Here is a 24,125-nt window from a genome sequence, read left to right as displayed (position 1 = left end):
AAGCGCCCCCCCCTGTTTCAGCAAAAAAGCAGGGGCCTGCTGCGCAGTCCAGCGGGAGCAAGCTCCCTCGCCACAGGATCAGGTATCAAGCCTTGTTACGCTCAATGGCAAACCCGGCCCAGGTCTGACTCACCGGCATCAGCTCCAGGCTGTTGATGTTGATGTGCGCCGGGGTGTTCATCACCCAGAAAATTGTCTCGGCGATGTCCTGCGGCTGGATCGGCTCGGCGCCGGCGTAAGTGGCGTTGTAGCGTTCCTGGTCGCCGGCGAAACGTACCAGCGAGAACTCGCTTTCGCACAGGCCGGGTTCGATGTTGCTCACGCGCACGCCCGTGCCCTGCAAATCGCAACGCAGGTTCAGCGAGAACTGTTTGACGAAGGCTTTGGTCGCGCCATACACGTGGCTGCCCGGGTACGGGTAGTTGCCGGCAATGGAACCGAGGTTGACGATACCGGCGCCACGGCCGTGGGCGATCAGGCGTGGCAGCAGCAGGCGAGTGGCGTACATCAGGCCTTTGACGTTGGTGTCGACCATGGTGTCCCAATCGTCCAGGTCGCACTTGGGCGCAGGATCGACACCAAGCGCCAGGCCGGCGTTGTTGATCAGGCCACGGAGTCTGGCGAACGACGGCGGCAGGTTGGCGATCGCCTCTTCCATCGCCTTGCGATCACGCACATCGAGGACCAGACCGTGCACTTCGGTCTGCTTCGACAGCTCGCTGCAGAGGGCGTTGAGGCGTTCTTCACGACGGCCGGTCAGCACCAGTTTCCAGCCAGCCTCGGCAAAACGGCGGGCACAGGCTTCACCAAAACCGGACGTCGCGCCGGTGATAAACAGGGTGTCGGACATCGTGTTCTCCTTGCTTCGGCCGCCACGGCAGCCCTTGGAATAGAAAATCAGCAGGCAGCATGCCCGCCCTCGCGGATACGGGCAACACCCGCCGCCTGTACAAAAATCAACCAGACGCACCAAGTCCTTAGCCTGCGTGGCTTCCAGCCATGTGCACGCACGTTATCCACAGTCTGCTCCACAGTTTCCGGGGGCAAGTAGAAACGCGCAAAGCCGCGCTGCACAGGGCTTTGCGGGCGAAATGCAAAGTTTTTTGCTTGACCCTGAGTGACCGGATGTGCGGGACAGGGCATTTTGCACGACGGACGGTACAACCGCGTGATTGCGCGAGGCCAGCAATTACGGCCTCCAGCGAGGTCTTTCCAGAGTTTAGTCACAGACTTATCCACAGGCCGAGGCATACGAAATCCTGTGTGCTGCCAACGCTATAAAAAGGTTGACAATGGCACCCCGCGCTTGCTTGAAATTGCCTGATCAAAAAACAACCACAAGCTTGAAAGCCACGGATTACAAGGGCTGCAACCATATACACCCACGTTATGCACAGCCAGCTCCACAGCAATCGGGGACAAGTCAAAACTGTGGAAAAACAGCCATTTGCAGCGTCTATATGTCGCGCTTTGGCAGCTTGGGGAATTTGTTTTCCACAATTCTGAAAGTTGTGCAATTCCAATGTAGGAGTGAGCCTGCTCGCGATCGCGGTTATTCAGCAGCATCTACAGGACTGACACACCGCTATCGCGAGCAGGCTCACTCCTACAGGGGGAGGTGGTGAGTTGGGGGGATAAAAAAGCCCCGGGACTCTCGTCGCCGGGGCTGTGTATAACCGCGAGAAGAATCAGTGCCCGCCCAGATAGGCGTTACGCACCTCCTCATTCACCAACAGGTCTTTGCCTGTGCCGGTCAGACGGATCTCGCCGTTGACCATCACATACGCCCGGTCCGACAGCTTCAGCGCATGGTTGGCGTTTTGCTCGACGAGAAAAATGGTCATCCCGGTTTTCGCCAGTTCACGCAGGGTGGCGAAAATCTGCTTCACCACGATCGGCGCCAGGCCCAGGCTCGGTTCATCGAGCAGCAACAATTTCGGCCGGCTCATCAGCGCACGGGCGATGGCGAGCATCTGCTGCTCACCGCCAGACATGGTCATCGCGCGCTGATTGCGTCGTTCTTCAAGCCGTGGGAACAGCTCGAACATGCGCTGCATGTCCTCTTTGGCGTACTTGTCCCCAATCGGGATGGTGCCCATCAGCAGGTTTTCCTCGACAGTCATGTCGGGGAACACCCGCCGTCCTTCCGGCGACTGCGCGATGCCGTTGGAGGCGATGTAATGCGAGGACTTGTGGGTAATGTCGACGCCTTGATAAAGAATCTGCCCGCCCGCCGCTCTGGGCTGACCGAAGATCGACATCAGCAGGGTCGACTTGCCGGCGCCGTTGGAGCCGATCAGGCTGACGGTCTCGCCTTCGTTGATCTGCAGCGAAACGCCTTTGAGCGCCTGGATCGGGCCGTAGAACACGTCCAGATTGCGCAATTCGAGGATCGGTTGGCTCATACCAGCTCCTCTTCGTCGGCGCCCAGGTAGGCTGCAATCACTTTCGGATCGCTGCGAATCGCTTCCGGTCCGCCTTCGGCGATAACGATGCCGTGGTCGAGGACCACGATGTGATCGGAAATGCTCATGACCATGCCCATGTCGTGTTCGATCAGCACCACGGTCAGATCGTGCTCGTCGCGCAGCAGCCGGATCATCGCGCTCAGCGCTTCGGTTTCCTGAGGGTTGAGGCCGGCGGCCGGTTCGTCGAGGCAGATGATCTGCGGCCGCGTGCACATGGCCCGGGCAATTTCCAGACGCCGTTGCTGACCGTAGGACAGCTCACCGGCGAGACGGTTGGCGCAGTCGACCAGATCGACCACTTCCAGCCAGTAGAAGGCGACATCCAGCGCATCGCTCTCGGCCTTGCGATAGCCCTTGGTGTTGAGGATGCCGGCGAGCATGTTGCGGTTGACCCACATGTGCTGCGCCACCAGCAGGTTTTCCAGCACCGACATTTCCTTGAACAGGCGAATGTTCTGGAACGTCCGGGCCAGACCTGCACGGTTCACCAGGTGAGTCCCGCCGAACATTTTGTAGTACATGCGGCTGAGGAAGGATTTCGGCGAGACGAAATCGGTCGCTTTGAACGACTCGCCCAGCAGCTGGATGACGTTGGTCTGCTGGCCACGCACGTTGAGTTCGATCTTGCCGCCAGAGGCCTTGTAGAACCCGGTCAGGCAGTTGAACACCGTGGTCTTGCCAGCGCCGTTGGGGCCGATCAGGGCGAAGATCGAATTGCGTTTGACCTTCAGGCTGACATCGCTCAAAGCCTTGATGCCACCGAAATGCATCATCAGTTTTTCAACAGAGAGTACGACTTCACTCATGGCGCAGTCCTCTCGTAGTGAATGGCACCTTTGCGTGGTTTGACCCCGGTGCGGCTGATGCGGATCAGCCCGCGTGGTCGCCAGATCATCATCAACACCATCAGGATGCCGAACAGCAGCACTCGATACTCAGCGAAACCGCGCAGCAGTTCCGGGGCGACGGTGAGTACGAACGCAGCGATGACTACGCCGATGGTCGAGCCCATGCCGCCGAGCACGACGATGGCGAGGATCAGCGCCGATTCGAAGAAGGTGAACGAGGTCGGGTTTACGAAGCCTTGATAGGTGGCGAAGAACACCCCGGCCAGACCCGCCGTCGACGCACCGATGGTGAACGCCGAGAGCTTGACCAGCACGTGGTTGAGGCCCATCGAGCGGCAGGCGATTTCATCTTCACGCAGGGCTTCCCAGGCGCGACCGACCGGCATTTTCACCAGACGATGCTTGACGTACAGCACCGCCAGTACCACCAAGAACAACACCGCGTAGATGAAGTAATACTTCACGTCCGGGTTGTAGGTCAGGCCGAAGAACTCGTGAAACGGTACCCCGCCATCCTTCGCCCGCTTGCCGAATTCCAGACCGAAGAACGTTGGCAGTGGCGCTGGCATGCCGTTTGGGCCACCGGTCAGGGACAGCCAGTTGTTCAGCACCAGACGAATGATTTCACCGAAGCCCAGGGTCACGATCGCCAGATAGTCACCGTGCAGACGCAGCACCGGGAAACCCAGAATGCAACCGGCCAGGCCCGCGGTGATCGCCGCCAATGGCAGCACGGTCCAGAAACCCAGCCCCAGATACTGGTAGCCCAGCGCCAGACCGTAGGCACCGATGGCGTAAAACGCCACGTAGCCGAGATCGAGCAGACCGGCCAGACCGACCACGATGTTCAGCCCCAGCCCCAGCAGTACGTAGATCAAACCGAGGATGACCACGCCAAGCAGGTAGGAGTTGGAAACAAACGGCACGATGATCGCCAGCACAATGATCAACGGAATGATCCAGCGCAGCCGCGATTTGTAATCCGCCGGCAGCACGTGCACGCCGGAACCGGTGCTCTCGAATCCGTCGAGGATCTTCAGGCCCTTGGGCGTCTGCAGGAACAGGCTGAGGGCAAAACGCCCGGCCATGACGATGGCAATGATCCACGCCACGCGGGTTGCTTCGAGATTGAAGCTGTAGCCGTCGAGGACCACGCCGACAATCGGCCCGAACACGATCAGCGCAATCAGGCCGGCAAGAATCGCCTCGACCAGACTTTTTTTGATATCGATGGATTTTTCAGTGGTTGCAGACATCGCTTACACCTTCGACACAAGAGGACGGCCCAACAGGCCCTGCGGCCGGAAGACCAGTACGAGGACGAGCAGCGAGAAACTGAACACGTCTTTGTAGTCGGAGTTGACCAGACCGGAGAACAGCGACTCGGAAATGCCGAGGATGATCCCGCCGAGCATGGCGCCGGGCAGTGAGCCGATGCCGCCAAGTACCGCTGCCGTGAACGCTTTGATGCCGATGATGAAGCCGGCATAGAAGTCGAACGTGCCGTAGTTCATGGTGATCAGCACACCAGCGAGTGCCGCCATGGCTGCACCGATGATGAACACGTAGGAAATCACCCGGTCGGTGTTGATCCCCAGGATCGAGGCCATCTTGCGGTCTTGCTGGGTCGCGCGGCACATGCGGCCGAGCTTGGTGTATTTGATGACGTAGGTCAGCAGCCCCATGCCGACGAACGCGGCGATCAGGATGAAGACTTTGGTGTAGGTCAGTTGCACGAAGCCGCTGCCGACTTCAACACGCCAGGCACCGGTCAGCAGCGTAGGCACGCCCTGTTGTTTGGCGCCCTGAGCGATCTGTGCGTAGTTCTGCAGAATCAGCGAAATACCGATGGCGCTGATCAGCGGCGCCAGGCGGGTCGAGTTGCGCAGGGGTTTGTAGGCGACACGCTCGATGACCCAGCCATACACCGCCGTGACGACGATGGTGAAGATCAGCGTGCCGAGCATCAGCAGCGGGAAGGATTCGATACCGAAGTAAGCCAGCAGAGCCAGACTGATTGCCGCCAGGTAAGCGGAAATCATGTAAACCTCGCCGTGGGCGAAGTTGATCATGCCGATGATGCCGTAGACCATTGTGTAGCCGATGGCGATCAGGCCATAGACCGACCCGAGGGTCAGGCCATTGACCAGTTGCTGCAGGAAAATACCATCCATAACGCAATCTCACGCAGTGAGAACCTGCGCACCAATGGCGCGCGGTTCTTCTAGGAAAAATACAGATGTACGTCGGAGCAATGTCGGAGCGTGACCATCGGACCACCACCGCCCCCTGTAGGCCTTCGCCTGCTCGCGATGACGGACTGACAGGCAACACATGTGTTGAATGTTCAACCGCTATCGCGAGCAGGCTCACTCCTACAAGAAAACCGTGGTGATCAGATGATCGCTTCAGCCCTTACTTCTGCTTTTCCAGCTGGTGGTATTTGCCGTCCTTGTCCCACTGGTAAACCACGTAGTCGGAGACTTTCAGGTCGCCCTTGGAATCCCAGGTCTTCTCGCCCATCACGGTTTTCACCGGATTTTTCTTCAACCAGGCTGCAGCCTCTTCGCCCTTGTTGGACTTGGCGCCGTTGAACGCGGCAGCCAGGGTCTGAACCGAGGCATAGGCGTACAGGGTGTAGCCCTCAGGCTCGGTGCCGGCCTTGCGGAATGCGTCCACTACGGTCTTGCTTTCAGGCAGCAGGCGCGGGTCGGCGCCGAAGGTCATCAGCACGCCATCGGTGAATTGCGGGCCGCCGGCGGTGGTCACCAGCTCGTCGGTCACGATGCCGTCGTCGGACATGAACTTGACGTCTTTCAGGCCTTGTTCACGCAACTGACGAACCAGTGGACCGGCCTCCGGGTGCAGGCCGCCGAAGTAGACGACATCGGCGCCGGCGCCACGGATCTTGGTCACGATGGTGCTGAAGTCTTTCTCGCCACGGGTCAGGCCTTCGTACAGCACAGGCTTGACGCCGCGTTTTTCCAGTTGCGCCTTGGTGGCGTCCGCCAGGCCTTGGCCGTAGGTGTCCTTGTCGTGCAGGACAACGACTTTCTTGCCCTTGAGGATGTCGACGATGTAGTCGCCGGCAACGATGCCTTGCTGGTCATCACGTCCGCACATACGGAACATGGCGCTCAGGCCACGCTCGGTCACCTGCGGGTTGGTCGAGCCCGGAGTGATCGCAATGATCCCGGCTTCGTCGTAGATCTCCGACGCTGGAATGGTCGACGAAGAGCAGAAGTGACCGACCACGCCGGCGACTTTCTGGTTGGTGAGGTCCTTGGCGACCGTCACCGCCTGCTTCGGCTCGCAGGCATCATCGCCTTTGACCAGGACGATTTTCTCGCCGTTGACGCCGCCCGCCGCGTTGACCGCATCGGCCGCCGCCTGTGCACCCTTCATGTACTGCTCGCCGAATGCCGCGTTGGCACCGGTCATCGGACCCGCTACACCGATCTTGATATCAGCTTGAGCAAACGCAGAAACACCCAGCGCAGTAGCCACTGCGAGGGCCAGAAAGCCTTTCTTGTAAAACGTCTGGGACATGAGGTGGTGCTCCAAGGTTTTTTTTAGTTGGCACTGCGACTTCACTTCACTCAAAGCGCAGAGCAAGGCCCGTGCCATCGGTTTTTTATTCTTCAAAAAGTCGCTGCGTTGTTGTTATTTCGACTGTTTCGTTCCCATTTTCATTGGGCGTGCAACCGTCTAAACCGCGGAAGGTGAAACCGTTTGTTTTTTCAGGCGCAACCCGCGCGCGCCATCATTGCAACCGCAGCGGCAAACGACGTGCAACCCGCCTGTAACAGCCCGCGTCACCGAACTGCACACTGCTGGTGCGCAACTGCTACAACCCGCACCATTACAGGCTAGTCGCTGGCTGCAAAAGCGCTGCGTCCGGCAACAAATTTCAACACTCAAATAACGATGCGCAGGCACTGGCCCGCGTGATACAGGGAAAACCCGGCCTCGTACAGGCAACTGCGCAGGCCCGCACCCGCCAAGGGCTGCATCGGTGCGAAGGGAATCGGCAGTGCCTGTGCATCGCCGTGGCACAGGTAATCGGCGAAGGCTTTGCCGACTACGGTGCCGGTGGTCACGCCGCGACCGTTATAACCGGTGACGGCCACCAGTCCCGGCGCCGGCTCGAACAGGCGCATCAGGTGATCAGGCGTAAAAGCAATGCGCCCGGTCCAGGTGCATTCCCACTCGACCGGCTTCAGATTGGGGAAGTAATGCTGCTGGACCCGATCAGCCCAGGCTTTGAGAAACCACGTCGGTTTCTGGTTGCCATTACCGAGGCTGCCGAGCAGCAGACGTCCGTCCTTGTCGCGGCGAATACTGCTCAGCACCTGGCGGGTGTCCCACGAGCCCTGCCCGCCCGGAAGAATCGCCTGCGCGGCGTCTTCGGTGAGCGGCACCGAGGCGACCTGATAGTAATAACCGGGAAAGAAATTGCGTTTGAGCTCGGTCCAGTCGCCTTCGGTGTAGGCATTGGAGGCAATGACCACTTGCTCGGCGAGCACCGAGCCCTGGGCGGTCTGCACTGACCATTTCTGCCCGATGCGTTCGAGGCGAGTCACTGGTGAATGATCGAACATCTGCCCGCCGAGCCCCAGCACGGCGTTGGCCAACCCGGTGACATAGGCCATCGGATTGAGCGTGCCGGCGCGACCATCAAGCAGCGCAGCGGCGATTTTCTGCGTACCGGTGGCTTGCTCGCAGGCTTTGCCGGTCAGCAACTCGACCGGCGCGCCACGGCGTTTCCATTGCTGCTCGCGACTGCGCAGGTCCGCCTCGCCCTTGGCGTTATGCGCCATGTGCAAAGTGCCTTCGCGGCGCAACTGGCAATCGATGTGGTATTTATCCACAAGGCTGAACACCAGCGCCGGCGCCGCCCCGAGCATGCGGTTGAGCTGACTGCCGACCGCCTCGCCGAAACCTGCCTCGATCTCGTCCGGGGGAATCCACATGCCGGCATTGACCAGCCCGACGTTGCGCCCGGAGCCACCGTGCCCTGCGCGATGAGCCTCCAGCACGCAGACGCTTTTGCCCTTTTCCAACAGATGCAGCGCCGCCGACAACCCGGTGAATCCGGCGCCGATCACGCAGACATCGACCTTGACCTCACCCCTGAGCGCCGAATGATCCGGACGTTGTGGCGTGAGCTTTTCCCACAGACATTCTTCGCGTAACGGCATTGCCAGACTCCTGTCGGAGCAGCTGCAAGCCACAAGCTACAAGCTGCAAGCCGGTCTGCTTGACGCTTGTAGCTTGCGGCTCGTAGCTGCTTAATCGAATGTAATGCCCTGCGCCAACGGCAATTCCAGCGAGTAGTTGACGGTGTTGGTCTGCCGGCGCATGTAGGCGCGCCAGGCATCGGAGCCGGACTCACGGCCGCCGCCGGTCTCTTTCTCGCCACCAAAGGCGCCGCCGATTTCCGCACCGCTCGGGCCGATGTTGACGTTGGCGATGCCGCAGTCGCTGCCGACCGCCGACATGAATCGCTCGGCCTCGCGCACGTCGGTGGTGAAGATGCACGACGACAGGCCTTGCGGCACAGCGTTGTTCAAGCGCAGCGCTTCCTCGAAATCGCTGTAGCCAACCACATACAGAATCGGCGCGAAGGTTTCGCTGCAGACCACATCGCTCTGCTCGGGCATTTCCACGATGGCTGGCGATACGTAATAGGCATTGGGGAACTGATCTTCCAGTTGGCGCTTGCCGCCGAACACCCGGCCGCCTTCGCTGAGTGCCTGCTCCAGCGCATCCTGCATGTTTTCGAAGCTGTGTTTGTCGATCAGCGGGCCGACCAGATTGCCTTGCAGCGGATGGCCGATGCGTACTTTCGAATACGCGGCTTTGAGGCGGGTGACGATTTCTTCCTTCACCGATTCGTGAGCGATCAGCCGACGCAGGGTCGTGCAGCGTTGCCCGGCGGTGCCGACGGCGCTGAACAGAATCGCGCGCACCGCCATGTCCAGATCGGCGCTCGGGCCGAGGATCATCGCATTGTTGCCGCCCAGCTCAAGAATGCTGCGGGCAAAACGCGCGGCGACTTTCGGCGCCACTTCGCGGCCCATGCGCGTGCTGCCGGTGGCGCTGATCAGCGCGACACGCGGATCATCGACCAGCGCTTCGCCGGCATCGCGACCGCCAATCACCACTTGGCACAGGCTCGCCGGGGCATCGCTGAAATTCTTCACCACGCGGTCGAACAGCGCCTGACAGGCCAGCGCGGTCAGCGGGGTTTTCTCCGAGGGTTTCCACACCACAGGGTTGCCGCAAACCAGCGCCAGCGTGGTGTTCCACGCCCACACCGCGACCGGGAAGTTGAACGCGCTGATCACCCCGACCACGCCGAGCGGATGCCAGGTTTCGCGCATGTGGTGGCCCGGACGCTCGGAAGCGATGGTCAGACCGTACAACTGGCGCGACAGGCCGACAGCGAAGTCGCAGATGTCGATCATCTCCTGCACTTCACCCAGACCTTCCTGCGTGATCTTGCCGGCTTCCCACGACACCAGCTCGCCGAGGTCGGCCTTGTATTCGCGCAACACTTCGCCGAACTGACGCACCAGCTCGCCGCGACGCGGCGCCGGGACCTTGCGCCAGTGCTCGAATGCATGATCTGCACGACTGATGTGCTGCTCGACTTCGGCAGCGCCTTCCCAGTTCACCGAGGCAATTTCGCTGCCATCGATGGGCGAATGCACCGGCACTTTGCCGTTCTGGTACAGGGCCGGGTTGACTCCCAGACGATCAAGCAATGCGGCAACCATCGGTCTCTCCTCAAGCAAAAACAGAATGTGTGCGGCCATTCATTTCATGGCCGGGCAGGCCTTTAGTTGTAGCGTCACTGCGGCGATGCAACAAACGACCTTTACGCCAGATATCATTCCGTTTATTCATGCTGCGTACAGAAAGACAAGAAAAAGGACTGGCCATGCTGAACAAACGACACTTGCCCTCGATCACCGCCCTGCAGTGCTTCGAGGCGGTGACCCGGCACCTGAGTTTTACCCGCGCCGCCGAAGAGCTGAACCTGACCCAAAGTGCGGTGAGCAAACAGGTCGCACAGCTTGAAGAACTGTTGCAGCACTTGCTGTTTCGCCGCGTGCGTCGGCGTTTGCAGATGACTCCGGCCGGAGATTTGTATCTGGTCGAAGTCAGAAAAATCCTCACTCAAGTGGAGATGTCGACGCATTACCTGCGTTCCTACGGCGGAGAGACCGAAGTCCTGCGTGTATCCACCCCTTCGACCTTCGGTGCCCGCTGGCTGGTGCCGCGCCTGAAAGGCTGGCGACTGCGCCATCCGTCGATCCATCTGGACCTGTGCAACGAGCAGGAAGCCGATGACCTGTTGCAAGGGCGCAGCGATCTGGCCTTCTATTTCGGCCAGGCGTCGCGCCCGGGTACGGAGTCCCTGAAATTGTTCGGCGAAGAACTGGTACCGGTCTGCGCCCCGGGCAGCCTGCCCGACACGCCTTTGACTGACCCGACGCAACTCACCGATCTGGTGCTGCTGCAAAATGCCTCGCGACCGCAGGCCTGGCACGACTGGTTTGACAGCCAGGGCTACCACACCGAACACAGCTACCACGGGCCGCGTTTCGAAACCTTCTATATGTGCATCCGCGCCGCCCAGGTCGGCTGCGGCGTGGCACTCCTGCCACGGTTTCTGGTGGAAGAGGAATTGGCCGAGGGCAAACTGGTCATACCCTGGCAGCATGCGATGCCCAGCAGCGACGCCTATTACCTGGCCTACCCCGAGCACGCGGCGGAAGTACCGAAGGTACGGGATTTCGTGAAGTGGATGCTGGAGCAGATCGACAGCCCGGCTTGAGGTCAACCGGGGATCCCTGTGGGAGCGAGCCGGCTCGCGAAAGCGTCGGGTCAGCCACATCATCTTTAACGACACACCGCATTCGCGAGCCGGCTCGCTCCCACATTCGATCTGCGGTGTGCTTAAAAAATGCTGGCAATCCCTACCGCCGATATGCGCCACTAGCGCCATCGATATAGACCGCGCCAGGCGCGGCGCCACTGGAGACCCGTTTTATGAGCGAGAGTGTGTTTGCCGATCGCATCGTGCAGAACCTGCTCGACACCGACTTCTACAAGCTGACGATGATGCAGGCGGTGCTGCACAACTACCCCAACGTCGAAGTCGAATGGGAGTTCCGCTGCCGCAACGCCGAGGATCTGCGCCCGTATCTGGCCGAGATCCGTCATCAGATCGAGCGCTTGGCCGAACTGAGCCTGAGTGCCGATCAGCTGAGTTTTCTTGAGCGCATCACCTTCCTGAAACCGGACTTCCTGCGCTTCCTGGGTCTGTTCCGCTTCAACCTGCGTTACTTGCATACCGGCATCGAGAACGGCGAGTTGTTCATCCGCCTGCGCGGGCCATGGCTGCACGTCATCCTTTACGAAGTGCCGCTGCTGGCGATCGTCAGCGAGGTGCGTAACCGCTTTCGCTACCGCGAAACCTCGCTGGAGCAGGCCCGCGAACAGCTGTATCGCAAGTTCGACTGGCTGACCGCCAACGCCTCGGCCGATGAACTGTCGCAACTGCAGGTCGCCGATTTCGGCACGCGTCGGCGCTTTTCCTTTGGTGTGCAGGCCGAAGTGGTCAACGTACTCAAGCACGATTTCCCGGGGCGGTTCGTCGGCACCAGCAATGTGCATCTGTCCCGCGAGCTGGACATGAAACCGCTGGGCACCATGGCTCACGAGTGGATCATGGCCCATCAGCAACTCGGCCCGCGCCTGATCGACAGCCAGATCGCCGCGCTCGATTGCTGGGTTCGCGAGTACCGGGGCCTGCTCGGTATCGCCCTTACCGACTGCATCACTACCGACGCCTTCCTTGGCGATTTCGATCTGTTCTTCGCCAAGCTTTTCGACGGCCTGCGCCACGATTCCGGGGACCCGGTGGCGTGGGGCGAAAAGTGCATCGCGCACTACCACAAGCTCGGCATCGACCCGATGAGCAAGACCCTGGTGTTTTCCGACAGTCTGACCCTGCCCAAATCGTTGGAGATTTTCCGCGCGCTGCACGGTCGCATCAATGTGAGCTTCGGCATCGGCACCAACCTCACCTGCGACATCCCGGGTGTCGAACCGATGAGCATCGTGCTTAAAATGACCGCCTGCAACGGCCAGCCGGTGGCGAAGATTTCCGACGAGCCCGGCAAGACCCACTGCAAAGATCCGAATTTCGTCGCCTATTTGCGACATGTGTTTCAGGTTCCTGCCGAATCCAGTCTATCTAGCAAGGAGTGAATTCATGCAAGCCGTACAGCGTGAGATTGCTGAGCAGCTCAAGGTGCAACCACCGTTCGCCGACGATCAGGCCCTGCAGGCCGAAGTCGCCCGACGCCTGACGTTCATTCAGGATTGCCTGGTCAATTCCGGCCTCAAGACCCTGGTGCTGGGCATCAGCGGCGGCGTCGACTCACTCACCGCCGGCCTCCTGGCGCAGCGCGCGGTCCGTGAACTGCGCGAAAAAACCGGCGACGACGGCTACAAGTTCATCGCTGTGCGCCTGCCCTACGAAACCCAGTTTGACGAGCACGACGCCAAGGCTTCGCTCGACTGCATCGCCCCTGACGAAATCCACACCGTGAACATCGGCCCGGCGGTCAAGGCGCTGGCTGCTCAGGTGTCGGCGTTCGAAGGCAAACCGGCGGCGTCGGTGGATTTCGTGCTGGGCAATACCAAGGCGCGGATGCGCATGGTGGCGCAGTACACGATTGCCGGGGTGGCGGGCGGTCTGGTGATTGGAACCGACCACGCGGCGGAAGCGGTGATGGGTTTCTTCACCAAATTCGGCGACGGCGCCTGCGACCTCGCCCCGCTCAGCGGTCTGGTGAAAAATCAGGTGCGCGCAATTGCCCGCAGTTTTGGCGCGCCGGAGTCGCTGGTCGAGAAAGTCCCGACGGCGGATCTGGAAGACCTGTCGCCGGGCAAACCGGACGAAGCGTCCCATGGTGTGACGTACGCCGAGATCGACGCTTTCCTGCATGGTGAGCCAGTGCGCCGGGAAGCGTTCGACATCATCGTCGCGACCTACAACAAGACCCATCACAAACGCGTGATGCCGTTCGCACCCTGAACGGGTACAAAACGGCAAAAACTGTCGCAGACAGCGATCCCGGTTTCGAGGATGACCATCGAAAGATCGCTGCCTGCGCCAGCTTTGCCGCGGTATCCCCAGACTTGCAATCAGTACTTGACGCGAGTTTCAGGCGCCGCGTTGACAGTCACGGTGTAGGTCTCAGACTCTGCGTCGTCTTCAGCCTTGGCTTTCAGCGCATAAGTTGCGCCAGCTGAGAGGACGAACGCGCCGCCCCAGGTGCCATCCGTTGCCGTATACGTTTCAATCGGCGTCGTGTTAGCACCCTCCAGCAACTCGATCTTGCCGTCTTTTGCCTTGCCGCTGATCGTTAGACTGGTGTCGTCGGTAGCCCCACCGTCTGCTACGTCGCCTTTCGAATCCTTCAGCGAAGTGATCTCCAACTCGACTTCGGGCGCCTCGCTGACAGTCACGGTGTAGACAGCAGACTCTTCGCCGTCCTCCGCCACGGCTTTCAGCGCGTAGGTTTTGCCTGCTGTGAGCTCGAACGTGCCGCCCCAGACGTCATTCGTCGCCGTAAACGTTCCAACCGGCGTAGTGTTATCACCCTCCAGCAACTTGATCTCGCCGTCTTTTGCCGAGCCGCTGATCGTCAGTTGGGTGTCTGTGGTCGTCCCACCGCTTGCTACGTCTTGCCCTTTCGAATCCTTCAGCGAAGTGATCTCCAACTCGACCTCGGACGCCTCGCTGACAGTCACGGTGTAGACAGCAGACTCTTCGCCGTCCTCCGCCACGGCTTTCAGCGCGTAGGTTTTGCCTGCTGTGAGCTCGAACGTGCCGCCCCAGACGTCATTCGTCACCGTAAACGTTCCAACCGGCGTAGTGTTATCACCCTCCAGCAACTTGATCTCGCCGTCTTTTGCCGAGCCGCTGATGGTCAATTGAGTGTCTGTGGTCGTCCCCCCGCTTGCTACTTCACCTTTCGAGTCCTTCAGCGAAGTGATCTTCACCTCGCCTTCGGAGACCTCGCCGACGGTCACGGTATAGAGGTCGGACTCCGATCGATCATCCGCTCTGGCTTTCAGCGTATGGATTTTTCCCGCGGCAAGCGTGAGGTCGCCGCCCCAACTGCGGTCACTGCCCACGCGAAACATGACAATCGGTTCAGCAGCACCGTTCAAGATCCATATCTGCCCTTCCTTCCACAAGCCATTGATCTTCAGATCGGTCTCTCCGGTCGAGCCGCCGTTCTCAACATCCCCTGTGGAATCTTTCAACGTTTCGATAAAGGGTTTGGTCGCAACCGCATTCATGGTAAATGGATCGGTGCGCTCGTCCTCATGGGCCAGACGATATTCGTGCCGGCCGTCCGGAAGATCGTCTATCAAAAAATTCAGGTCGCCCGCATTGTTTGTCTGGCCGTTGTATTTCGGCACATCATCGATAAGGAGCTGCAGACTGGCGTCGGCAGGCCCGGTGACGGTGAAGTTGGCTCTTGCTGAAAAAATCGCGCCGCCGTCGGGAACGTCCTGCCCACCTGAAAACACTCTAATGATTTTCAGGTCGGCTAAGGTCGAGTTTTTGCTCTTGGCATTCATGTGGAAATCCTCTTTGCAATCGTCTGGAAAGAAGACTCATGTAAGCCCGACTTTGAAGGAATGGTCTACTGTCAGAAGTAACAGGTAGGCACGTTATTCGGACGAACGGTAGCTTTGCGCCCGACGCGAAAACGCCGCTGGCGATCATCGCGCAGCGGCGTTTCCTGCAATACCTGAACCCGGATTTACTTGAGGGTGACGGTGCCTTTCATCATCGAGATGTGGCCAGGGAACGAGCAGAAGAAGCCGTATTTTTCAGCGGCATCCAGCTTCGATACGTCAAAGGTCACCGAATCGGTTTCCTTGGCGCCGATGATCTTGGTGTGCGCGATGATGCGGGCGTCGCCATCCTTCAGGTAGCTCTTGTCGATACCGGCGGCCAGGCCGTCGGTAGCGATTGGCTGCATGTCAGCTTCTTTGCTGATCACCAGGTTATGACCCATGACGTTCTTCGGCAGGCTGCCGGAGTGGGTCAGTTCGACGGTGAAGGTCTTGCAGCTCTTGTCGATCACGATTTCCTTGGTGTTGAAGGACATCTGATCGGTGGAATCAACGGTGGTTTTGCACTCGGCAGCCATCAATTGGCTGCTGGCCAGCGCCAGCAGGGATACCGCAACAACTTTGGAAAACATGGTGAATCTCCAAGGCAGGGTTAACAAAAACACTAGTGGTGGAAAGACTGCCTGAAATCATCGCAAGTTCATATGACTTGAGTCAAAAATTGTATACAACTTTCAGGCTATGACACTCATCGACACAATCTAACGGTCATTCCATTCGCTCGGCCCTATGATCGGCCCACCTACTGATACGGAGTGCCTGTCATGTTCTTTAACGGCCTGTTGTGCAGCTTGCTCGCCGCCTACGCCTGTGGCGCCAGCGGTACCTGCGAAGCGCCCGAACGCGAAGTCTGATCCTTGGAGCGCGGAGCGGGAGCCGTCACCCTGTGCGACTGATCGCCTCAGGAGTAACCCATGTCGCTGAAATCCGTTTGTGTATTTTGCGGTGCCAACGCCGGTACCGTGCCAGCCTATACCGAAGCTGCCGTGGCCCTTGGCCGGGCGCTGGCCGAGCGCAAGTTGACCCTGGTCTATGGCGGTGGCGCCGTCGGTTTGATGGGCATTGTCGCTGATGCGGCCCTGGCTGCTGGCGGCGAAGTGATCGGCATCATCCCGCAAAGCCTGATGGACAAGGAGATCGGCCACAAAAGCCTGACCCGTCTCGAAGTGGTCGATGGCATGCACGCGCGCAAAGCGCGGATGGCCGAACTCAGCGATGCGTTCATCGCCCTGCCCGGCGGCCTCGGCACGCTGGAAGAGCTGTTCGAAGTCTGGACCTGGGGCCAGCTCGGCTACCACGGCAAGCCTTTGGGCCTGCTGGAAGTGAACGGTTTCTACAGCAAACTCACGGCTTTTCTCGATCATATCGTCGGTGAAGGCTTCGTTCGCGCGCCACACCGTGACATGCTGCAAGTGAGCGAATCGCCAGATTCCCTGCTCGACGCCCTCGATCAGTGGCAGCCGACCGTCACGCCCAAGTGGGTCGACCAGAAACCCGGTTAACCCCCGGACACCGATACAGGGCAGAATACGCGCCGCTCAACCTCACCTTCGACCCCAGAGGATCGCCCATGGCCAAACCCAATTACTCCTTCGCCAAACGTCAACGAGACCTGGCAAAGGAACAGAAGAAAGAGGAAAAGCTTCAGCGCAAGAAGCAAACCGCTGAAGAAGCGGCACTGAACCCTGACGGTGAAGTGGCGACCGATGATGATGTTGATGCATCCGATGCACCGAAAGATCAGACGCCCGACGCCTGAGCCCCACCGGGTTTGATGATCGAATCAGGCCCTGCGGATTTGTGACGGGGCTGGCGGTTCTGCCGCCGGCCCTCGCAGCCCTTCCCAAAACACCCATTTCCCTTGTAGGAGTGAGCCTGCTCGCGATAGCGGTGTGTCAGTCACAACATTTATCGCCTGACACACCGCCATCGCGAGCAGGCTCACTCCTACAGTTTGATCTGCGTTACTCCAGTGGCATCACCGTGACCCGCACTTCCGGGTCGTGATTACCGCCACCGAGAATCACCCCGCGCAACGGCGATACATCGGAGAAGTCCCTTCCCCACGCCAACGTGATGTGTTCCAGCGCCGGCTGCACATTGTTGGTCGGATCGAAATCCACCCATCCCGATACCGGGCAGAACACCGATACCCACGCATGGGAAGCGTCGGCGCCGATCAGCCGTGGCTGCCCCGGCGGTGGCTGGGTCAGCAGGTAACCGCTGACATAACGCGACGCCAGCCCCCGCGAGCGCAGGCAGGCCAGCATCAGGTGAGCAAAGTCCTGACAGACCCCGCGTCGACGCTCCAGCACTTCCACCAGCGGCGTCGCCACTTGGGTGGCTTCGGCATCGAAAGTGAATTCGCTGAATATCTTCTGCATCAGCGCCTGCACGCCGAGCAGCAACGGACGTCCCGGCGGAAAACAGCTGTGCGAGAACTCGACGAAGCTGCGCTTCAAATGCACATAAGGCGACTGGAACCGGTAGCGACAGGCTTCGAGCAAGTCGGCGGACAACGGCTGGCCGCTGTAGGTCAGCGCATCGCGGGTGTGCTCCCACGCCGGGGACTGATTGAAATCCAGCGCCGGTCGCGCCAGCACCTCAACCGTCAGCCGGGCGTTGACCTGCAACTGGTCATGGGGCCGTTCAAAGGCCAAGCGCGTCAGCGGATTGCCGAACACGTCCAGCTCGTCGCGGCGCATGGTCGGCTCGGGGCTGATCAGCAGTTGCTGCTCGGTGCAGCGCTGCCAGCTGCATTCGCGCGGCCACAGGTGCGCCAGTTGCTGCGCGAGGGAGACCGGGCTGTCGTACTGGTAACAGGTGTCGTGAAATATCTGATACTGAGCGCTCATCACACCGACACCGTACGCTGGCTGACATCATCGACATGGGCGAAATGGCGCAACGCCAGACGATCCGATACCTGGCCGCTGGCCTCGGCGATTTCCTGCAACAGATCGGCCAGACCGTCCAGCGCGGCACGTACGCTGGATTTGCCGAACAGCGGATTCTCCAGACAGCCGAGATCAAACCGCGACAGGCGTTCGACCAATTGCAGCAATCCGGTCTCGCGAGGCGCAGCGAAATCGTCGTTCAAACGCTTCAGCGTGCGGGTCACCAGTTTCAGCTGAAACAACACGGCGTGGGGGTTCTGCTCATCCAGCAACAGCAGATCGAGCACCGGAATCAACTGTGCCACCGCCAGATAGCGCGAGCGATAGGTGATGCTGCTGTTGCCCAGTTCCAGCAACCACTCAAGCCCCGCCTGATCGAACGCACCGGCACCGCGCAGAAACGCCGCCAGACTGCTGCTGAGAAACTGCAAGCGTTCGATGCGCCGGCCGATCATCAGAAAACGCCAGCCTTCGTCGCGGGTCATGTCATCCAGGGCAAACCCCGACAGCGCCGCCAGCGACATCACCAGACGGTTGAGGAAATCCAGCAGTTCGCCGAAGTCGGGCTCATCGACTTCCAGCTCCAGTGCCTCGCGCTGCAATTCGACCAGCGCCTGCCAGTTCTCGCGGGACAGCTTGCCGCGCACTTGCGAGGCGGCCCACTGCAAGCGCTGCAAGTTGGAACGCAGGCTGAACGACCAATCCTCGCCCAGCAACGCAGCGAGCAAGCGTTCCGGCAGTTCGCCTTCATCCGGCAACAGCGCCAGTCGCTCACCGAGATCGACCGCCGCCTGCAACGCTTGCGGATCATCACCATCGACATAGCGCGTGAGCATGATGCGCAGCAGCCGCGCGCTGTCGTCACAGCGTTCGCAGTAGCGGCCGAACCAGAACAGGTTTTCCACCACCCGCGACGGCAAGTACGGATCGCGTCGGACCAGATCATGCACGCCGATATTGCGCTGTGCCTTCCACTGCTCGCCACTCGGCGCACGATCGCTCAGCACCCAGGTGTCCTTGCTCGCCCCGCCGCGCTGCATCGACACCACCTCGGCATCGGCGTCGGCCGCCACTCGGGTCAACCCGCCCGGCAATACGCGGTAGCCATCGTGGCTGGCCACGGCGTACATGCGCATGCCAATCGCGCGGGGTTGCAGTTGACCGTCATCGGCTTGCCAGACCGGCGCCTGCGACAGTTGCGCCAGTTCTTGCGCGACATAGGCATAAGGCCGCGCCTGCATGCGTTGCGCCAGCTCCAGGCGCTGACTTTCATTCAAATCACGGCCGAAAACCGGCGCGAAGCTTTGCGACGGAAACGCCGGTTTGATCAGCAGTTCAGGGAGTTTTTCCAGCGCTTGCGCCAGCACTGGTGCTTCCCCGCACCACCAGGTGGCGATCGACGGCAGGATCAGTTCTTCACCAAACAGGAATTGGTTGATCTTCGGCAGAAAGCCCAACAGGCCCGGCGATTCCAGCACCCCGCTGCCCAGCGCATTGGCCACCAGCACCCGCCCTTGACGCACCGCTTCGAGCAGGCCGGGCACGCCCAGCGCCGAGTCGGTTCGCAACTCCAGCGGGTCGCAGAAATCATCGTCGAGGCGGCGCATGATCGCGTGCACCCGGCGCAGGCCGCTGAGGGTTTTCAGGTACACCGTGGCATTGCGCACGGTCAGATCGCCGCCCTCGACCAACGGATAACCGAGCTGGCGGGCCAGATAGAGATGCTCGAAATAACTTTCGTTGAAACGCCCTGGGGTCAGCAGCACTACCAACGGTGCGTCATCACCCTCCGGTGCCTGACGCGCCAGAGTTTCCTGCAACGTGCGGAAGAATCCGGCGAGATGCTGAACTTTCAGATCACGGTACAAATCGGGAAAGGCGCGGGAGACGATGGTGCGGTTTTCCAGCGCATAGCCGGCACCGGACGGCGCCTGAGTGCGATCAGCGGTGACCCACCAGCGGCCATCCGGCGTGCGCGCCAGATCCACGGCATACAAATGCAAAAAGGCTGACTCGGGCGGCGCAATGCCCTGACAGGGCCAGAGAAAATTGTTGTGCCCGAACACCAGCTCTGCCGGCAGCAGACCTTCGCTGATCAGCCGTTGCGGGCCGTACAGATCCGCCAGCACCGCATTGAGCAAGCGCCCACGCTGAGCAATGCCGGCGGACAATTGCTGCCACTCATCCGCCGCAATCACATGGGGCAACAGATCCAGTTCCCACGGCCGATCGGCGCCTTTGGGGTCGGCATAGACGTTGTAGGTGACACCGTTTTCCTGAATCTGCCGGGCCAGTAGGGCCTGGCGTTGCACCAGTTGCGCGGGGCTGCTGCGCTGCAACTGATCGAACAGCCGCTGCCAATGCGGACGCACTGCGCCGTTGCCGTCGAGCAGTTCGTGGTAGGTGCCCGCGTTCAGCGGGTAGCGGTCTAGCAGGTCAGGCATGGAAAGCTCGGCAGACAGCAGGGAACGGTCAGACTAACGCAGGCACGTGACACGCGGATATACGAAAAATCCGCGTGTCACGTGAGACTTAGAAACGTCGCAAATCGAGGGTCATCGGCAGTTCGTCACTGATGTCCACTTCAGGTATCGCAAGTTTCCCCGGGGTATGTCCGAGGCGGAAAAACCGCGCCATGCGCCGACTCTCCGCTTCGTTGGCGTTGACCGGCAAGGTCTCGTAATTGCGTCCGCCGGGGTGGGTGACGTGATACTGGCAACCGCCCAGCGAACGTCCCATCCAGGTATCGAGCAGGTCGAACACCAGCGGCGCGTGCACCGCGATGGTCGGGTGCAGACAGTTGGCCGGTTGCCAGGCCCGAAAGCGCACCCCGGCGACAAACTCGCCCACCCGTCCGGTCGGGTGCAACGGCACCGCGACGCCATTGCAGGTCAGCAGATACCGCTGCGGCGCCAGGCCGTTGAGCTTGACCTGCAAGCGCTCCAGCGAAGAATCGACGTAGCGCACCGTGCCGCCCGCCGAGCCCTCCTCGCCCAGCACGTGCCAGGGTTCGAGGGCCTGGCGCAGCTCCAGCTCGATGCCGTTGACGGCGTAGTCGCCGACCTTGGGAAAACGAAATTCCAGATGCGCAGCGAACCACTCCGCGCGCAAAGGATAGCCGGCATGGTTGAGCTCGACGATGACGTCGGCAAAATCCTGCTCGATAAAGTGCGGCAGCAGGAAGCGGTCGTGCAGCTCGGTGCCCCAGCGCGCCAGCTTCGGCGGCGCGTAAGGCTCGCGCCAGAACCTTGCAACCAATGCCCGCAACAGCAACTGCTGGGCCAGACTCATCTGCGCGTGGGGCGGCATCTCAAATGCGCGCAATTCAAGCAAACCGAGACGCCCGGTAGCGCCGTCCGGCGAATACAGTTTGTCGATGCAGAATTCGGCGCGATGGGTGTTGCCGGTAACGTCGATCAGCAGATTGCGCAACAGCCGATCCACCAGCCACGGCGCGCATTCTTCGCCCGGTTCGGGTATCTGCGCGAAAGCGATCTCCAGTTCGTACAAGGCATCATTGCGCGCCTCATCGACCCGTGGCGCCTGGGACGTCGGGCCGATGAACAGCCCGGAAAACAGGTACGACAGCGACGGATGGTTGTGCCAATAACTGATCAGGCTGCGCAGCAGGTCCGGCCGCCGCAGAAAGGGTGAATCCGCCGGTGTCGCGCCGCCGAGGACGAAATGGTTGCCGCCGCCGGTACCGGCGTGGCGCCCGTCAATCATGAATTTCTCGGTGGTCAGGCGGGTTTGCCGCGCCTGTTCGTAAAGAAACTCGGTGCGCTCGACCAACTCGTCCCAGGTCGCCGACGGCTGCACGTTGACCTCGATCACACCAGGATCCGGAGTGATCCGGAAATTGCTCAGGCGCGGATCACTCGGCGGCTCATAACCTTCCAGCAGCACCGGGCAATGCAGTTCCTCGGCGGTGGCCTCGATGGCCGCCACCAGTTCCAGATAATCCTCGACCCGCTCCAGCGGTGGCATGAACAGGTACAGCCGCCCTTCGCGGGCCTCGGCGCAGAATGCGGTGCGGGTCAGCCAGTCAGCGGACTCATCGATTTTCGGCACGCGCTCATCCAGCGCAGCCGGCTCGCCGTGAAGCCCGAGCTGAACGGGATCCGGCAGCTCGGCAAAGTCCTGATTCGGATCGTTGGGATGGATGAACGGGTATTCCGCCGCCTTCACCCACGGCTGCGACGCCAGCGGCAAGCGATACCCCAAAGACGAATCCCCCGGCACCAGACGACAATTTTCATCGCGCAGATACCAGCGCCCGCTCTGCCACTGATCGCCCTTGGCCGTGCGCGCCAGCGGCAGCACCTGACCGATCACCTTGTTCAGGCCCTGACCGAAAACCTTGCGCAGCCGGGCGCGCTCCAACGGATCTTCCAGGCGCGAATCTTCGGCGCTGACGTTGCCGGGCAACGCGCCCTCGCGCCACAGGTAATAGAGATGATCCTCGTAGGCCGGGAAGACAAAGCGCGCAGGCAACTTCAGACGCTCGGCGACGCTGGCCAGAAAGCGCCCGGCCAGTTCGCCGTCGGCGCCGTAGTCCTGCTGCTCGTCGGCAATCAATGCGGCGTTGTGCCAGATCGGCTGTCCGTCGCGGCGCCAGTAACAACTGAGCGACCAGCGCGGCAATTGTTCGCCGGGATACCACTTGCCCTGGCCGAAATGCACCAGCCCCTGCGGCGCGTACTGCTTGCGCATGCGCTGGAACAGTTCGGCGGACAGCCGACGCTTGTCCGGCCCCAGCGCGGCGGTGTTCCATTCGGCGCCGTCGGGGTCATCGATGGAGACGAAGGTCGGCTCGCCGCCCATGGTCAGGCGCACATCGCCTTCGAGCAGGTCGGCGTCGATCTGCCGGCCCAGCGCCTGGATCGCCCGCCATTGCTCATCGGTGTAGGGCCTGGTGACCCTCGGCGCTTCCCAGATTCGCTCGACTGACATCTCGTGGCTGAACTGCGTTTCGCAAGGTTCGACCAGACCACTGATCGGCGCCGCCGAGGACGGATCCGGACTGCAGGCCAACGGGATATGTCCTTCCCCAGCAAACAGCCCGGACGTGGCATCGAGGCCGATCCAGCCGGCACCCGGCAGATACACCTCGCACCAGGCATGCAGGTCGGTGAAGTCGACGTCGGTGCCGGACGGGCCGTCGAGGCTTTTCACGTCGGCGGTCAGTTGAATCAGGTAACCGGAGACAAACCGCGCCGCCAGACCGAGATTGCGCAGCAACTGCACCAGCAGCCATGCCGAGTCGCGGCAGGAGCCAGAAGCGTGCTGGAGAGTGTGCTCCGGGGTTTGCACGCCCGGTTCCATGCGAATCAGGTAACCGATGTCTTCGCTGAGACGCTGATTGAGCGCCACCAGAAAATCCACGGCAGGCAGCGGCGTCCGGTCGATGCTGTCCAGGTACGCCTTGAAGGTCGGGGTCAGCGGCAAGGTTTCCAGGTACGGCGCCAGCTCCTTGCGCTCATCGGCGGCGTAGCTGAACGGGATTTTTTCGGCGTAGGGTTCGAGGAAGAAGTCGAACGGGTTGAACACCGCCATCTCGGCGAGCAGATCGACTTCGATGCGCAGCTCTGTGGTTTTTTCCGGGAATACCAGGCGTGCCAGGTAATTGCCCTGAGGGTCTTGTTGCCAGTTGATGAAATGCTGCTCGGGCGAGACTTTCAGCGCATAGGACAGAATCCGCGTGCGACTGTGGGGCGCCGGGCGCAGGCGCACGATCTGCGGGCCGAGTTCGACAGCGCGGTCATAGCGATAATGCGTGACGTGATGCAATGCGACATGAATCGACACGGCGTGCCTCCTGCGAGCCTGGGCGTAGAGGAAAGCGCGCAAGACTTATGCCATGCACAGGCCAGCGCGTTTTCTCGAAATGCTCAAGGCAGTACAGCACCAAAACCGGGCGATGCGAGGAAATGCTTTGGCTCAGTTGCACGCAAATGTTGCGAAGAGCCCCTCACCCTAGCCCTCTCCCAAAGGGAGAGGGGACTGACCGAGGTGGATGTAAGAGGTACGCCGACGTGAAAGTCCTGAGTCGAACCCGGATTTCGAAAAGCATGGAGATCTGCTCCCTTCCCCCTCGCCCCCTTGGGGGAGAGGGCTGGGGTTGTTCTGGTCAAACGATACTGGACACGGTTATAGGGTTTAGGTCATTTCTCATG

At 60.7% G+C, this 24,125-nt stretch carries 18 protein-coding genes; 5 read left to right on the top strand and 13 right to left on the bottom strand.

Annotation, left to right across the window (positions count from 1 at the left end):
• Positions 1-85 precede the first annotated feature (85 nt).
• The 8 genes from QRN33_RS02860 to amaB all read right to left on the bottom strand — a co-directional run bounded on the left by QRN33_RS02860 (position 86) and on the right by amaB (position 10,098).
• On the bottom strand, positions 86-850 hold the full coding sequence (locus tag QRN33_RS02860) for an SDR family oxidoreductase (RefSeq protein WP_083354089.1): 765 nt from the start codon (positions 848-850) through the stop codon (positions 86-88).
• 838 nt (positions 851-1,688) lie between these two features.
• Complete coding sequence (locus tag QRN33_RS02855; RefSeq protein ID WP_042608953.1) at positions 1,689-2,405, bottom strand: ABC transporter ATP-binding protein; 717 nt, start codon at positions 2,403-2,405, stop codon at positions 1,689-1,691.
• The gene (locus tag QRN33_RS02850; protein WP_042608954.1) at positions 2,402-3,274 is read right to left on the bottom strand and encodes an ABC transporter ATP-binding protein; all 873 of its coding nucleotides are present in this window, start codon (positions 3,272-3,274) and stop codon (positions 2,402-2,404) included. The genes QRN33_RS02855 and QRN33_RS02850 overlap by 4 nt, the downstream gene beginning before the upstream one ends.
• Positions 3,271-4,572 (bottom strand): high-affinity branched-chain amino acid ABC transporter permease LivM, encoded by a 1,302-nt coding sequence (gene livM / locus QRN33_RS02845; RefSeq protein ID WP_024011385.1) that lies wholly within the window; start codon positions 4,570-4,572, stop codon positions 3,271-3,273. Before livM ends, QRN33_RS02850 begins: the two co-directional genes overlap by 4 nt.
• Before the next feature lie 3 nt (positions 4,573-4,575).
• A complete protein-coding gene (locus QRN33_RS02840) occupies positions 4,576-5,490 on the bottom strand; it encodes an ABC transporter permease subunit (protein ID WP_039756948.1) in 915 nt (304 codons plus the stop codon).
• Positions 5,491-5,731: 241 nt separating this feature from the next.
• Entirely contained in the window at positions 5,732-6,865 is a 1,134-nt protein-coding gene (locus tag QRN33_RS02835) for an ABC transporter substrate-binding protein (RefSeq protein WP_064363070.1), read from the bottom strand.
• A 368-nt stretch (positions 6,866-7,233) separates the two neighbouring features.
• On the bottom strand, positions 7,234-8,517 hold the full coding sequence (gene amaA, locus QRN33_RS02830) for an L-pipecolate oxidase (RefSeq protein ID WP_285406784.1): 1,284 nt from the start codon (positions 8,515-8,517) through the stop codon (positions 7,234-7,236).
• 90 nt (positions 8,518-8,607) lie between these two features.
• Positions 8,608-10,098 carry an L-piperidine-6-carboxylate dehydrogenase gene (amaB, locus tag QRN33_RS02825; RefSeq protein ID WP_123419907.1) on the bottom strand — a complete coding sequence of 497 codons (1,491 nt, stop codon included), beginning with the start codon at positions 10,096-10,098 and terminating at the stop codon, positions 8,608-8,610.
• 164 nt (positions 10,099-10,262) lie between these two features.
• On the opposite strand from amaB, the gene QRN33_RS02820 reads away from it, so the two are divergent.
• The 3 genes from QRN33_RS02820 (at position 10,263) to nadE (ending at position 13,433) form a co-directional block, all read left to right on the top strand.
• Entirely contained in the window at positions 10,263-11,162 is a 900-nt protein-coding gene (locus tag QRN33_RS02820) for a LysR family transcriptional regulator (RefSeq protein ID WP_064363075.1), read from the top strand.
• Positions 11,163-11,377: 215 nt separating this feature from the next.
• Positions 11,378-12,601: a nicotinate phosphoribosyltransferase gene (gene pncB, locus QRN33_RS02815; RefSeq protein ID WP_285406779.1), complete on the top strand. Its 1,224-nt coding sequence runs from the start codon at positions 11,378-11,380 to the stop codon at positions 12,599-12,601.
• A gap of 4 nt (positions 12,602-12,605) precedes the next feature.
• Positions 12,606-13,433 carry an NAD(+) synthase gene (gene nadE / locus QRN33_RS02810; protein ID WP_227973569.1) on the top strand — a complete coding sequence of 276 codons (828 nt, stop codon included), beginning with the start codon at positions 12,606-12,608 and terminating at the stop codon, positions 13,431-13,433.
• A 110-nt stretch (positions 13,434-13,543) separates the two neighbouring features.
• Here the strand turns inward: nadE and QRN33_RS02805 are convergent, their stop codons facing one another.
• Entirely contained in the window at positions 13,544-14,992 is a 1,449-nt protein-coding gene (locus QRN33_RS02805) for a hypothetical protein (protein ID WP_285406774.1), read from the bottom strand.
• A 185-nt stretch (positions 14,993-15,177) separates the two neighbouring features.
• Complete coding sequence (gene azu / locus QRN33_RS02800; RefSeq protein WP_042608962.1) at positions 15,178-15,624, bottom strand: azurin; 447 nt, start codon at positions 15,622-15,624, stop codon at positions 15,178-15,180.
• A 342-nt stretch (positions 15,625-15,966) separates the two neighbouring features.
• Between azu and QRN33_RS02795 the strand changes: the two genes are divergently transcribed.
• A complete protein-coding gene (locus tag QRN33_RS02795; protein ID WP_042608963.1) occupies positions 15,967-16,554 on the top strand; it encodes a cytokinin riboside 5'-monophosphate phosphoribohydrolase in 588 nt (195 codons plus the stop codon).
• Between the two features lie 68 nt (positions 16,555-16,622).
• On the top strand, positions 16,623-16,811 hold the full coding sequence (locus QRN33_RS02790) for a hypothetical protein (protein WP_016771927.1): 189 nt from the start codon (positions 16,623-16,625) through the stop codon (positions 16,809-16,811).
• Positions 16,812-17,016: 205 nt separating this feature from the next.
• On the opposite strand, the gene QRN33_RS02785 is transcribed toward QRN33_RS02790, so the two are convergent.
• The 3 genes from QRN33_RS02785 to QRN33_RS02775 all read right to left on the bottom strand — a co-directional run bounded on the left by QRN33_RS02785 (position 17,017) and on the right by QRN33_RS02775 (position 23,757).
• Entirely contained in the window at positions 17,017-17,907 is an 891-nt protein-coding gene (locus QRN33_RS02785; protein WP_252873800.1) for a transglutaminase family protein, read from the bottom strand.
• A complete protein-coding gene (locus tag QRN33_RS02780; RefSeq protein ID WP_285406770.1) occupies positions 17,907-20,393 on the bottom strand; it encodes a circularly permuted type 2 ATP-grasp protein in 2,487 nt (828 codons plus the stop codon). The genes QRN33_RS02785 and QRN33_RS02780 overlap by 1 nt, the downstream gene beginning before the upstream one ends.
• Before the next feature lie 88 nt (positions 20,394-20,481).
• A complete protein-coding gene (locus QRN33_RS02775; RefSeq protein ID WP_285406769.1) occupies positions 20,482-23,757 on the bottom strand; it encodes a transglutaminase family protein in 3,276 nt (1,091 codons plus the stop codon).
• Positions 23,758-24,125 lie beyond the last annotated feature (368 nt).

This window comes from Pseudomonas sp. FR229a (assembly GCF_030209115.1).
Lineage (GTDB): Bacteria > Pseudomonadota > Gammaproteobacteria > Pseudomonadales > Pseudomonadaceae > Aquipseudomonas > Aquipseudomonas moraviensis_A.
Note: the sequence above shows the minus strand (reverse complement) of the source record. Positions and strands in the feature narration are given on the sequence as shown.

Bases quoted from the DNA above. Each gene is read 5' to 3' on its own strand.
- QRN33_RS02860 (WP_083354089.1), bottom strand. From the start codon at position 850: ATGTCCGACACCCTGTTTATCACCGGCGCGACGTCCGGTTTTGGTGAA.
- QRN33_RS02855 (WP_042608953.1), bottom strand. From the start codon at position 2,405: ATGAGCCAACCGATCCTCGAATTGCGCAATCTGGACGTGTTCTACGGC.
- QRN33_RS02850 (WP_042608954.1), bottom strand. From the start codon at position 3,274: ATGAGTGAAGTCGTACTCTCTGTTGAAAAACTGATGATGCATTTCGGT.
- livM (WP_024011385.1), bottom strand. From the start codon at position 4,572: ATGTCTGCAACCACTGAAAAATCCATCGATATCAAAAAAAGTCTGGTC.
- QRN33_RS02840 (WP_039756948.1), bottom strand. From the start codon at position 5,490: ATGGATGGTATTTTCCTGCAGCAACTGGTCAATGGCCTGACCCTCGGG.
- QRN33_RS02835 (WP_064363070.1), bottom strand. From the start codon at position 6,865: ATGTCCCAGACGTTTTACAAGAAAGGCTTTCTGGCCCTCGCAGTGGCT.
- amaA (WP_285406784.1), bottom strand. From the start codon at position 8,517: ATGCCGTTACGCGAAGAATGTCTGTGGGAAAAGCTCACGCCACAACGT.
- amaB (WP_123419907.1), bottom strand. From the start codon at position 10,098: ATGGTTGCCGCATTGCTTGATCGTCTGGGAGTCAACCCGGCCCTGTAC.
- QRN33_RS02820 (WP_064363075.1), top strand. From the start codon at position 10,263: ATGCTGAACAAACGACACTTGCCCTCGATCACCGCCCTGCAGTGCTTC.
- pncB (WP_285406779.1), top strand. From the start codon at position 11,378: ATGAGCGAGAGTGTGTTTGCCGATCGCATCGTGCAGAACCTGCTCGAC.
- nadE (WP_227973569.1), top strand. From the start codon at position 12,606: ATGCAAGCCGTACAGCGTGAGATTGCTGAGCAGCTCAAGGTGCAACCA.
- QRN33_RS02805 (WP_285406774.1), bottom strand. From the start codon at position 14,992: ATGAATGCCAAGAGCAAAAACTCGACCTTAGCCGACCTGAAAATCATT.
- azu (WP_042608962.1), bottom strand. From the start codon at position 15,624: ATGTTTTCCAAAGTTGTTGCGGTATCCCTGCTGGCGCTGGCCAGCAGC.
- QRN33_RS02795 (WP_042608963.1), top strand. From the start codon at position 15,967: ATGTCGCTGAAATCCGTTTGTGTATTTTGCGGTGCCAACGCCGGTACC.
- QRN33_RS02790 (WP_016771927.1), top strand. From the start codon at position 16,623: ATGGCCAAACCCAATTACTCCTTCGCCAAACGTCAACGAGACCTGGCA.
- QRN33_RS02785 (WP_252873800.1), bottom strand. From the start codon at position 17,907: ATGAGCGCTCAGTATCAGATATTTCACGACACCTGTTACCAGTACGAC.
- QRN33_RS02780 (WP_285406770.1), bottom strand. From the start codon at position 20,393: ATGCCTGACCTGCTAGACCGCTACCCGCTGAACGCGGGCACCTACCAC.